The sequence below is a fragment of the Vibrio sp. B1REV9 genome, assembly GCF_905175395.2.
Lineage (GTDB): Bacteria > Pseudomonadota > Gammaproteobacteria > Enterobacterales > Vibrionaceae > Vibrio > Vibrio alfacsensis.
In genome coordinates this window covers 1,252,287-1,264,720 of record NZ_HG992745.1, presented here as the reverse complement: position 1 = coordinate 1,264,720, position 12,434 = coordinate 1,252,287, and the positions used below count along the sequence as shown (strand labels likewise).

Annotated in this window: 6 protein-coding genes; 2 read left to right on the top strand and 4 right to left on the bottom strand. The window is 46.5% G+C overall.

Features of this window, described 5'->3' with window-relative positions; translation table 11 throughout:
- Positions 1-349 precede the first annotated feature (349 nt).
- Complete coding sequence (locus KHN78_RS11325; RefSeq protein ID WP_223917779.1) at positions 350-793, bottom strand: DUF2850 domain-containing protein; 444 nt, start codon at positions 791-793, stop codon at positions 350-352.
- A 162-nt stretch (positions 794-955) separates the two neighbouring features.
- Between KHN78_RS11325 and argA the strand changes: the two genes are divergently transcribed.
- Both argA and KHN78_RS11315 read left to right on the top strand, forming a co-directional pair.
- The gene (gene argA / locus KHN78_RS11320) at positions 956-2,293 is read left to right on the top strand and encodes an amino-acid N-acetyltransferase (RefSeq protein ID WP_211916102.1); all 1,338 of its coding nucleotides are present in this window, start codon (positions 956-958) and stop codon (positions 2,291-2,293) included.
- Positions 2,294-2,535: 242 nt separating this feature from the next.
- Positions 2,536-2,724 carry a hypothetical protein gene (locus KHN78_RS11315; RefSeq protein WP_128810334.1) on the top strand — a complete coding sequence of 63 codons (189 nt, stop codon included), beginning with the start codon at positions 2,536-2,538 and terminating at the stop codon, positions 2,722-2,724.
- 34 nt (positions 2,725-2,758) lie between these two features.
- Here the strand turns inward: KHN78_RS11315 and recD are convergent, their stop codons facing one another.
- The 3 genes from recD to recC form a co-directional block, all read right to left on the bottom strand.
- On the bottom strand, positions 2,759-4,936 hold the full coding sequence (recD, locus tag KHN78_RS11310; RefSeq protein ID WP_211916101.1) for an exodeoxyribonuclease V subunit alpha: 2,178 nt from the start codon (positions 4,934-4,936) through the stop codon (positions 2,759-2,761).
- Positions 4,936-8,574 (bottom strand): exodeoxyribonuclease V subunit beta, encoded by a 3,639-nt coding sequence (gene recB / locus KHN78_RS11305; RefSeq protein ID WP_211916100.1) that lies wholly within the window; start codon positions 8,572-8,574, stop codon positions 4,936-4,938. The genes recD and recB overlap by 1 nt, the downstream gene beginning before the upstream one ends.
- A 337-nt stretch (positions 8,575-8,911) precedes the next feature.
- Positions 8,912-12,385 carry an exodeoxyribonuclease V subunit gamma gene (recC, locus tag KHN78_RS11300; RefSeq protein ID WP_211916099.1) on the bottom strand — a complete coding sequence of 1,158 codons (3,474 nt, stop codon included), beginning with the start codon at positions 12,383-12,385 and terminating at the stop codon, positions 8,912-8,914.
- Positions 12,386-12,434 lie beyond the last annotated feature (49 nt).

The window sequence follows — 12,434 nt, the reverse complement described above, 5'->3', positions numbered from 1 at the left end:
AGAAGATAGCAAAAGGATGGCAAACAAATGCGACAGACGCAATTGAAAAGCTGCGACAAAGTGTATCAGTAATAAGGAAAAAGTGTTGGTTGCTGTCAATTCATTCACTTAACCCCATCGACCAAAGTTGTCTCAATTCACTTGGGTGATGAGAACGCCTAGATCTTAGAAAGCATTAGCTCTAAGAAATACTGGTTCTAAGAAAACATTAGTTCTACGAAAACTTTGCCCCTCAGAAGAGATTGATTCTAAGAAGACATTGGTTCGAAGAAACATTGGCCCATAAAAACGAATCGACTTTCAAAAAGAACGATAATGCAAACAAAGGCGGCTGACTAACTAAATGTCGTCAGCGAACGGAACGTTGTGTGTGGCCTTCAATACGAAACACCGGCAAATAGTGAGCATTGGAATCGAGTTTCATTTCTGAATGCTGTTGGTTGATAAATTCAAACTTACGAACCGTTGAACCCACTTTGTAAGACAAAGAATCACCATCAAATTCAAACTCGGTTGCGACAATAGCCCCATTAACCGCCACTCCTCCTGAGCTTAAAACAAACTCTTCTCTTGCATACGGCGCCACATCCTGCTCAATCCACTTACCATAAACAATCGACTCATCAATAGGTGGATTGATATAGCGAGCAATCAAGTCTCCATAAAGCATAAACGCAACAATACTCCCAACAATCGCACTGAGCATTAGTGAGCGTTCTATCCACTTACGGATCATTGATTTGTCTGAGCTCTCTTGAGCTTTTTCGAGGCGAGGTTTTACAGCAGTCGTCATGGTCTTTTACATAATTTTATAAGAGGGCCGATTATAGTTCCTCATTCATCAAATAAAAAAGTGCCATCCTATTGATGTTTGTTATTCATTCCAAAATTTACCTTGCGAACACTTGAATAAAAAGACAAAATAACAACATAAATACGCAAAGGAGTTGTGGTAGTGAAGATTCGTAGTACTGCCCTTGTAAAAGGATTTCGTCAATCAACCCCATATGTTAACGCTCACCGTGGAAAAACGATGGTGCTTATGCTTGGTGGCGAGGCGATCGCTGATAAAAATTTTGGTAATATTATCAATGACATTGCTTTAATGCATAGCCTAGGAATAAAAATCGTTTTAGTCTACGGTGTTCGCCCTCAAATAAACCAACTTCTTGAAAAACAAAACCTTACTACGCCATATCATAAAAACATACGAATTACTGATGAAGCCGCACTTTCGGTAGTTATGCAAGCTGCTGGACAACTTCAATTAGCCATTACCGCGCGGCTTTCTATGAGTCTCAGTAACACTCCGATGGCTGGTACACAACTCAACGTGGTCAGCGGAAACTTTGTCATAGCACAGCCTCTCGGAGTTGATGATGGTGTCGACTATTGCCATAGCGGCCGTACACGTCGTATTGATGTTGATGCCATTCATCGCACGCTCAATCAAGGTTCAATTGTCTTGCTCGGTCCCATCGCAAGCTCGGTCACAGGTGAGTGTTTCAACTTATTATCAGAAGAGGTCGCCACTCAAGTTGCTATCAAACTCAAAGCCGACAAATTAATCGGCTTTTGTTCAGAGCAAGGTGTTATTAACGACGAGGGCAATGCAATTGCAGAGCTATTCCCTACAGAAGCAGAACAAGTCATCAGCACACTCACAGAAATCAACGATTCCGATTCTGATTACCACTCTGGCACGCTTCGTTTCTTAAAAGGGTCAGTGACCGCCTGCCGCGCTGGAGTACCTCGTAGCCACCTAATTAGTTACAAAATGGATGGCGCTTTGATACAGGAGCTCTTCTCTCTTGATGGTATCGGTACACAAGTCGTGATGGCGAGTGCCGAACAAGTACGCCAAGCAAACATCGATGATATTGGGGGCATTTTAGATTTGATCCGCCCACTTGAAGAGCAAGGTGTATTAGTTCGCCGATCTCGTGAACAACTTGAACAAGAAATTGGAAAATTCACCATTATCGAAAAGGATGGCTTAATCATCGGTTGTGCGGCGTTATACCCATATGTTGAAGAACGAAAAGCTGAAATGGCATGTGTGGCGATTCATCCTGATTATCGGGATGGCAACCGAGGACAAATGTTACTCAATTACATGAAGCACCGCACCAAACTCGACAACATAAGCCAAATATTCGTACTGACTACGCGCAGCTTACATTGGTTTAGAGAGCAAGGGTTTTATGAAGTGAGTGTGGATTATCTACCCGGAGCAAAACAAGGCTTATATAACTTTCAAAGAAAATCCAAAATTCTTGCGTTAGATGTCTAGCATCACTCGCTATAGTAGCTTTTATTTAAAAATATAATGCAATGCATTACATATAATTGATGACCAATTTTCCCTTTTCAATGTGCATGTCGTTGTTTATAATTCACGCGTTGATTGTACATTACTTAATCAATCATGGATCTAGGTGCAAATTCTTCGCACCCTAAACTGCATCGTGATTACCACCTGCATGACACATCAAGGACAGCTGTTATTCTTAAACAAATAAGATGAGCACTGTTATGAGAACCATCATTTGTAACTCGCTACAAAGCTTCTGGGATATGGCCGATAACCACTTTCTTGAGGGGTTAGATGTACACTGTGTTTTTCCAGTCAATGACGCTATCAAAGACTTTATTCTGGCTTATCAACAGCAGTACAAGATAAAAAGCGTCTCCTTTACTAATGCATTTTCTAGACTTGAATGAACAGAGACCGAGCACAGTGCTCGGTCTTTTTGTTTTAACTAGATAAGCGAGAGACCAACCCACTCGCTCGAGTGGTTTTCACTTTGATGCCACGTTTGAGAACATTCATCTCAGCGTACATCGCAAGGCGTTTCTTCGCGCGAGTAATGCCGGTATAGATCAGCTCACGAGTAAGGATTGGACTGAAATCTGGCGGCAAAATCATCAGCGTGTACTCAAACTCACTGCCCTGCGATTTATGGATCGTCATCGCATATGCGGTTTCATGCTCAGGCACTCGGCTTGGCAACACCGACTTCACGCTACCATCTGGCAGTTCAAAGAACACCTTAAGACGCGGTTCGCTTTCGCTTTCGTCTCGCATACAAATGCCGATATCACCGTTATACAATCCCAAGCCATGATCATTACGCGTGACCATCACTGGTCTACCGTGATACCAAAGCTCGTCTTGGGTTTGAATCAACTTACGTGCTGCTAATGCTTTTTCAATGCGTTGGTTTAAACCTGTCACACCAAAATCACCTTCACGAATGGCACACAACAAGCGACATTGGTTAAAGGTATCCAGCACGGCTTTGGCTTTGTGGGTCAACGTTTCTGGGTCTCCAGTCTTCTGGTCAATCTCTTGCTGACCGATGCGTTTTAGATAACAACCATATTCGGAGACCAAAGTCTGCATCATCTGATTGTAATTTTGGCTACTCAATACGAAATGCTCGATATCAGCAAAATCACGATTCCAAACGTCGTCTACTTTTGCGGCTGAGCCAGCGTTGACCGCTTTTGCTAGCTGGCCGATACCAGAGCGAGCATCAAATCGGTAACTCTTTTGCAGCATACATAAGCTATCGGCAATCGAAGCATTACTGTTGGTGCTGTACGCCAAAGTGTCAAAGCCTGTTAACTTCGCGACCGCAGACGCCTGCTCTTTGCCAAAACCGAATGCATGGAACGAACAGATATCACCGAGTACCGCACCAGCTTCTACCGATGCCAACTGGTCTTTATCTCCCAGTAAAATCAAACGTGCATGCTTTGGTAGCGCATCGACGACTTTGTACATCATCGGTAGATCGACCATGGAGGCTTCATCTACCACTAAAATATCGAGGTGTAGCGGATTTTGTTTGTTGTGACGAAACTCTGCACTGTTTGGGATCGCACCCAGTAGTCGATGCAAAGTGCTCGATTCAGTTGGAATTTTCGCTTTAAGCTCAGGCTCAACTGGCAACTCTTGAATCGCTTTACCAATAGACTCCGTCAAACGTGCTGCCGCTTTACCTGTTGGCGCCACCAGCTTGATGGTGAGGTTTTTCTCTTGTCCTGCTTGCTCAATCAATGCGGCAAGCAGTTTGGTTACCGTAGTAGTTTTACCCGTACCCGGACCACCGGAAATCACCGCAAAACGACGCGTCAGTGCTACCGCTGCCGCGACCTTCTGCCAGTTGACACAAGCTGATAACGGTACCAGCTTGTCCAGCACTTGCAGATCGTGAACTTGTTTCGCTTGGCAGACTGCCGCATCAATGGCTGACCAATCGAGACTGTCTACAGTGACCACATCCAAATGGTCACAGACTAGCTGCTGGCGTAACACTTGGTTGCTGGTTCCTGCCTCTGCCGCTTTGGCTAATGCATTGAACAAAAAGTGATACTGACGAGCAAATAAATGATGCAGCAACTCAGACAAACGCGTGAACTCTTGAGGCTGAAGGTTTACAGCCGCACTGAGTTGATTGAGCTTGTCTGCCAACGTCACTTCATAGTGCCAATAGCGATGTAAGTAGAGCCGTTCGCCATCAAACATCATTGGCAAGGCTTCACCTTGTGCACCGACCAAGGCTGACGCTTGCAAAATCTCAACCCAATTAACGCCTTGCAGCTGAGTATTAAGCGCTAACGCAGATTCACCAAACAGACCGAGCTTACTGGCAAGGTCTGCTGGTTGCCCTTGGCCATCAAACAGAGGCAAACAGATGTGTCCTTTGCCTAATTCACTGCTGACCACACCAGCAATAAATGCCAGTTCTTGGCTGTTCTCTTGTTGCTCAACTTGCGAATAGATAAAGCGCGCAAACTGGAAATCCAATTGGCGAATCGCTCCCTTTTTTGCTAACGATTCTAACGTTGCCAATAGATCTGGCGTTGCCGCTAGATCTCGTGTTGCCACAGGGCTGTTTTGCTCAGAAAGAAGATCATTGGTTTTCATCAAATTAACTCCATCTGACCCGATTCACTGGATCGCGAGTCAGGTGCTTGACCATCAATCAAATGATCCATCTCTTGTAAAAACTCAAAGGTTGGCTTGGCAGAAAAAATGCCGTGATCACTTTGCCCATCCATACCACGTAAGAACAGGTAATAAACACCACCAAAGTGCTGTTCATAATCATAATTTCGCAATCTGCTGCGTAAGAAACGATGCAGTGCCAAAGCGTAGATTTGGTATTGCAGATCATAGCGATGATCCGCCATCGCCGACTTCAACGCATCGCCATGATAGTGGAACACATCATCGCCTAAGTGGTTCGATTTCCAGTCGAGGACGTAGTATTTGCCTTGGTGCTCAAACACCAAGTCAATAAAGCCTTTCAACATGCCTTGCACGGTTTGGAAACCCAAATCGCCCGCTTTAGCAGACAGCGGATCATGACGTTGAATCACGCGGTTCAATGCTGGTGCAGATAGCACTTCAATCGGCAGTAAGAATTCCATCTCAACCAAACGTTGTGCCGGGCCTTTTTGATTGAGCAGTAGTGCTTTGCTATCCAGAGGCGTTGCCAGCACGGTATCAATCAACTGTTGCAGGATTGGCAGCCATTCCTCATCAAGCTGTTCGCTTTCCATCAAACCGAGGATGATGTGGGTGTTCTCTTCCGTCGTCGCTGGTTGAGTAAACTCAATTTCCTCAAATAAGCTGTGCAGAAAAGTACCCGGACGTGCGCCACGCGGGAAGTTGAAGATAGAGCGTTCTGGCTCAACCAATTCCGCTTCATCTTGCTCTTCTGAAGAGTCGATATCAAAGCCGGTGATTTCAATCGTCGCGTCATGCTCGGCATGATGGGAACCTTGCTTAACCAAGCCCGAGTAACTGGTAATGCGCCAGTTTCTATCAATCGGGTTTTGTAGCTCTTTGGCTGTCAACGCTTCCAGCTCGGTTTGCTCCGCAACATACATCTCATCGTGCTGCTTTGGAGGGTCACAAATCACTACGCTATCAAGATTCTCTTGTTGCTTCTTCAACCCTACAAACAGGTCGTTGATGCCGCCCTCTTGACCATTTTGCACCAAGTAACCAATCGCACTGTGATGAACGCCGGTTGGCTCTTTGGTTGAGCGACCATTGCGTAGTGGTGAAGCACCAATAAAGCAGGCATACACGGCACGCGTTAGCGCTACATAGATAAGGCGCAAGTCTTCAGCTAAGCGCTCTTTATCTGCCTGTTTTAACGACGCATCATTGCCCGAGATATCAAGCACAGTCCGATCGTTCTCAGCGTCGTAGTATTTGGCTTCACTTGCTTCTCGGTAACCAAACACAAATGGTAAGAAAACCAAGTCATATTCCAGACCTTTTGATTTGTGAATGGTGACGATTTGCACCAAGTTACGCTCTGATTCCAAACGCTGAATTTGGTCATCGCTGCCTCCTAGCCCGTGCGCTGCATCGCTGATGGATTGCGCTAACCAACGCAGCAAACCGTGGTCACTGTCCAATTCGTTACTCGCTTGCTGCAGTAACTCACCAATGTGCATCAAATCGGTAAGTACTCGCTCACCGTTTTCGCTTTGTGAGCTTGCCCCTTCTTCTAGCAGACGCTCCGCAATATGGCGTTTACTGATCACCGCTCGCAGCATAGGTAATACACCACGTTGTACCCAAAGCTTTCGGTATTCTTTGAACTCGTTAACCGCGTTTTCCCATACGGTTTCGTCGTTATTAAGCGCGTCTAAGCTGGCAGCATCCAGAGCGAACAATTCTGATGCTAGGCTGGCACGCAATGCTCTGTCGTTTTCTGGCGTTAATACCGCTTGCAGCAAACGCTGTAAGTCTTGCGCGACAGAGCTAGTAAACACGCTATCACGGTTAGAAAGGTACACGCTGGCAATGCCTTGGTCGGCTAACGCTTGTTTGACCATGCGACCTTCGCTACCCGTTCGCACCAACACTGCAATGTCACCTGCTTTGACTGGCTTTTGCTTTTCGCCATTGACCAGACACGCTTGACCTTGTTGCGCTGCGGTCAACATGGTTTGAATTTGGCTCGCTGTCGCCTCTGCCATAGCGGTAAGGTATTCACCTTTTGGCAGAGGTTTATCCTCCGCTTCTTGCAACCAATAAGTCAGTGCAGGTTGCTTTTGACCACCCATGGTCCAAACGCGTTTGTCAGCACTTGGGCTGTAATCCACGGAATGGAATGGAATGTCGGAGTCATAAATAAACGGGCTATCTGGTAGAGCAAAAATCTGGTTCACTGCCAATACCATATCGGCACTTGAGCGCCAGTTAGTGCCAAGCGTGTAGTGAGCACTAACTTGGTTACGCGCCTTGATGTAGGTAAAGATATCCGCACCACGGAAACCGTAAATAGCCTGTTTCGGGTCGCCGATCATAAACAAACCGCACTCAGGATTATCCAAATAAATGCGGCTGAAAATACTGTATTGCAGTGGGTCGGTATCTTGGAATTCATCGATCATCGCAACCGGATAAAGTGTGCGAATACGCTCTGTCAGCAATGCGGTTTCATCGGTATCAATCGAGGCAGAAAGCTGAGTCAGCAAGTCATCAAATGACAACCATTGCTTCTGATTTTTTGCTTTTGCCAACATCACGCGACAATGCTCAATCGCATGAGCTAATAGCGGCGCTTTTAAACTGATTGGGTTTGCTAGGAAAGCTTCAATCGCCTCAAACACAGGATGCTGTGGCGCAGTGCCTTTTGGGGTTTTCTCAAGTAACACATTTTGTGCGAACTTCTCCAGCTTATCTGGATAGTCATACCCCGTAGTTTCTGTCGATGCCCATGCATTGACGGCTTCTAACCACGTCGGTAGAGACTTTTTGGTGTAGCTGCGTTTGTTGATATCAGAGTCTGAAATCAGCGCGAGGAAATCATCTTGGCTATCACGCCATTGGGCTTTCAATCCATCAATCTGCTTTAAATTTTGCTCATGCAAGTCGGCAAGGCTGCCTTGCATTGCCGGAACAGAAAGAGTCAAAGGCGCACCCGTGAGGTAGTTGCTGATCTCATACAGCAGATCCGATGGCGAGCCCCAGAGTTGACGCACTTCTCCAGCCAAAGCAAATGGCAGAGGGTAGAAGTTGCGACGCCAGTAATCGGCAACCACTTGCGCTTTAAGATGGCTTTCGTCCGTCACAAACTCATTGCTGAAACGGCTACCGGATTCAAAGGCGTTTTGCGTCAGCATGCGTTGGCAGAAACCGTGAATGGTGTAGACCGCTGCTTCATCCATTTGGCGTTCGGCTTGCAATAGGATCTCAGCAGCTTGTTTATGATCCTCGATTTCTTCGAGCAAAGGCTGGATAACGGGATCTGAGCTTTGACCGCGAGCGAATGCGATCCTCGCATCGTGAATACGAGCACGAATACGATCACGCAGCTCCGCCGTTGCGGCCTCAGTAAAAGTCACTACCAGAATTTGATCCACGGTCAACGGCACGCGATGTTTGGTATCAGTCGTGCCATGCCCTAGTAGGAGTCGCAGATACAAACCCGCGATGGTAAAGGTTTTACCCGTCCCCGCCGATGCTTCAATTAGCCTTGCACCATGCAATGGAAAAGTCATGGTTTGCAGTGGAGTTGGAACTGACATTTGCGCCATAACGCTGAATCTCTCCAAGTATTCAACAAGAACGTGCTGATATTCAAAGGCAAATCGCTTCTAAAGATCAACACATCCTATAATGTGATCTATCGTTAAAAATTCTATTAATCTATCTAATAGGTTGGAATGTTTAGACCTTTGTGCGATCTCACTCACGGTTATCATTTGGGAGTACCGTTAGTATGCGCCTCACGAGATAAGCCAAGCCTTACAGGCCGCTACACTCAAAAGAATCATGGTCCCTCTGACCTTGTGGCCGTACAGCGAACGCCCTACAAAAAATAATGATTTTCTGGCGGCCACCCTACTCCTTTTCATCCTTAGTCATTCCAACTTATTTATTATCTTCAGCATCCATCGCTGCCAATCTTGCGCCTTGAAGCACCAATGCGGTCAGCATGCGAACTTCTGCCGCTAGCTCATCATTCCAAGCTGGCCAAATACGCGAAATATACACGTTATTTCCTTCGCCTGGACTCATGTAGCCATCATTGAATGCATCCGCCATTTTCTTCAGCGATTTCTCTTCGTCATCAACCCAGTGACCACGACTAAAGCCCGCCTCAACACACGCCAGTGCTGTTTTCGGGAAGTATGGCAATGGTTTGGTCATGCCTTCAAAAAACAAACGTACTAATTCAGCAAGAAGTTGTTTCGCTTGCGCAGCATCCGCCATGGCAGGGTAAACCAAATGCACCGCGCCTTCCTTGCGATCATAACCGATAACGTGGGTCTTTCTAGCGTGACCAGAGGCAGACATAGCAAGATGATCAATCCATGCAGCAAGGTAATCCTGCGCACGAATTTTACCGCTGCGGTAGCGAATCAAACCGGACTGATAGCATTGAGTTAGCCAACCAGTGAGGCGGATATTTTTTCCTTCACCAAGCACATCAAAGGTAAGGTCGATTTCTAAATCGTCTTGCGGTGCGCCGGATAAGAACGCCAACTTATCCACCAGCTCTTCCGCTTGCACGCGGTTGGTTTCAAACTCGATATCACCAAATGCGCCAACCGGTAATTTGCCCTGTGCGCGTTGCTCACTCATAAAGTGCTTGAGTACATCTGCTTTTGCCGAGGGTTGGGTAATGGCGGTTTCGAGCAAGGTTTCTAGTAGTTCATCACGCATTTGATAACTTTCTAAACCGCCTAACACGAATGGCTCATCATCTTCCATCACAGGCAATGGTGGCTCGAACATCACTTTCAAACGGCGGTTAAAGAAATACTGCACTGGCAAGCGCCAGAAACGTTGCAATTCAACCAAATCCAACTCAATGGGGAAAGTCGCACCAAGCAAGTAATTATCCAATGCGCGGTTAAACTCACGTCGTGCATGACCTTGCGATTGACTGCTTTGGGTCAACGCCGCTGGAATCCACTCTTTAGCATAGCTTGAATGAGAACCTTGGAATGCGCTTGGGCTGAATGGCACCATTGCATGCACATTCACTAACTCGTGGAGTAGCTTATCGCCTGAATCATCGACTGGCTGGTCTTGATCACCATCTAAGCAATAGTTCTGATGGCAATATTCCATCAACTCAGACACCAACACGGACGGCACACGCTCGGTGTTATCTTGAATAGAACGCCCAACGTAACTGATGTACAAACTTTGTTGCGCAGACAGCACGGCTTCTAAGAATAGGTAACGGTCATCATCTCGGCGTGAACGGTCGCCCGGTTTCGTGCGCCCTGTCATTAAGTCAAAACCTTCTGGTGGCATTGAGCGCGGGTAGACGCCATCGTTCATACCCAGCAGACACACGGTTCTAAATGGGATCGAGCGCATCGGCATCAGAGTACAGAAGTTCACTTGTCCGGCAAGGAAGCGCTGGCTGACCCGTGTTCCTGACAGCTTGTTTTGTAGATACTGACTGACAATAGAAGGCGACAAGGCATCATCAAATGCCGCATCGGTTAGCTGTTCTTTCAGTTGGCTTAAGGTATCTCGAATGGACTTGAGCGCCATTTCCCCCTCCAGCTCAACAAAGAAGAAGCTATCCAACATCGCCACCAAGGTTTCACGCCATGCATCAATCGACTGAACATGGGAAAGTTTGCTGCGATACTGGCTAATTTGTTGAATAAAATGGGCTAACTTGCCGGCAAGTTCTGCGCCCATACCTTGCACTTCGTTGTATGGCGAGAGACTACCCTCTTGCGCTTCAAACAAACCGGAAGATTCTGGCATTGCGTAACCTAATAACATACGCTGGATACCAAATTGCCATGTGTTTTGGCGGGTTTCTGGCAATTCAAATTCACAGCCTGTATTCGCATCTAATCCCCAGCGAACACCCGACTCTTCCACCCAACGTTTCGCTTGTAAGAAGTCATCTTCACTGAGATCAAATCGCTTCAAAATAGCAGGCGTTTCTAACAGCTCTAATAGCTCAGATGCTAAGCAACGCGTATTAGGTAAATTCACTAATTGCATGAACGCTGCCAAAATCGGGCTTTCTTGATCAGCCGTTCGGTCTGAGATCGAATAAGGAATAAATCGCTCACCGGGGGCGTTGCCGAATACCGCTTGAATCGCAGGGCTGTAGGCATTGATATCCGCCACCATGACAATAATGTCGCGCGGTTTCAGTGTTGGGTCGGCATCGAACATCGCCAAAAGCTGGTCGTGCAGCACTTCCACTTCTCGCATTGGGCTATGACAAGAGTGCAAGCTGAGCGATTTATCACCCAAACTCACCACTTGTTTGTGCTGACTGCTGTCGATTTGCTGGTCGTCTTGGTGCTCTTCTAGGTTAAGAATGTCTGCTTGCAGTTGATGGAGCAGACTGTCGCGCTCGACATCCACAAAGGCTTCAATCTCATGGGATTCTAGTTGCGATAACAAATACATATTGTCACGCCCTAGCTTACCCATCGAAGCCAATAAGCTATTGCCCACCACATCGGTATGCAGTTCATCAATCACGTTTTCTTCTAGTGACCCTTTTAGCTGCTCACTCTCACCTTGTACTTCAGAATGGTCTTCTTGCCACACCACGTGCTGGCGATGTTTTGCTGCTAACCGCGCAAGGAATTTACGGTCACGCACTTCACCCCAGTAGTAACGACAAGGGTTAGTAAACATCAAATGCACATCAATGTGTTCACCAATGGCTTTTAGAGCATCCATGTAGCGTGGCGGCAGTGACGAAATGCCAAACACAAAAAGACGTTTCGGCAGATGGTCGAAGTTACCGTTAAAGCTCTCAAGCGTATCAATAAAGTGTTCATACAGATTGGCACGATGATAAGGTGATTGCCCTAACGTCACAGTATGATCGTACAGTGCTTGCCACAAAATCGGCTGCCACGGGTGTTCATCTTCAAGTTCAGCGACGGTTTGTCCCGCTTCCCAGCTTGCAATCCATTCTGGGCGATACACCAAATAACCATCGAAAATATCGGCGATTTTCTCGGCCAGTTGATACAACTTAGAGTTGTCGTTGTCATCTTGAAGATAGCGAGCCAATGGTTCGAATGCATCGTCGTGTAGTAAGCCTGGGAGCAAGTGCATTAATTTCCACGTCATCGACTCTTTATTGAATGCGCTTCGCTTTGGTACATCAGGCAAAACTTGGGTGAACATATCCCAGATAAACGTCGCTGGCAGGGGAAAATCTAAGTTCGCGGCAACACCAAACTCTTTTGCCAATTCCATTTTTAGCCACTGAGACATACCCGGGCTTTGCACCAGAATTTGCTCTTTTTCAAATGGATTTTCTAATGGATTAATACGAATCAGTTCGACAAGAAGTGACTTAAGAACATCGACCTGGTTGGAGTGATAGACAGTAAACAAAGTATGAGCACCGAACGCCGTTGGAAACTGCTAGCAAGCTTAGCACAGC

Excerpts from the sequence above, each read along its gene's own strand:
- KHN78_RS11325 (WP_223917779.1), bottom strand. The coding sequence starts at position 793 with ATGACGACTGCTGTAAAACCTCGCCTCGAAAAAGCTCAAGAGAGCTCA.
- KHN78_RS11315 (WP_128810334.1), top strand. The coding sequence starts at position 2,536 with ATGAGAACCATCATTTGTAACTCGCTACAAAGCTTCTGGGATATGGCC.
- recD (WP_211916101.1), bottom strand. The coding sequence starts at position 4,936 with ATGAAAACCAATGATCTTCTTTCTGAGCAAAACAGCCCTGTGGCAACA.
- recB (WP_211916100.1), bottom strand. The coding sequence starts at position 8,574 with ATGGCGCAAATGTCAGTTCCAACTCCACTGCAAACCATGACTTTTCCA.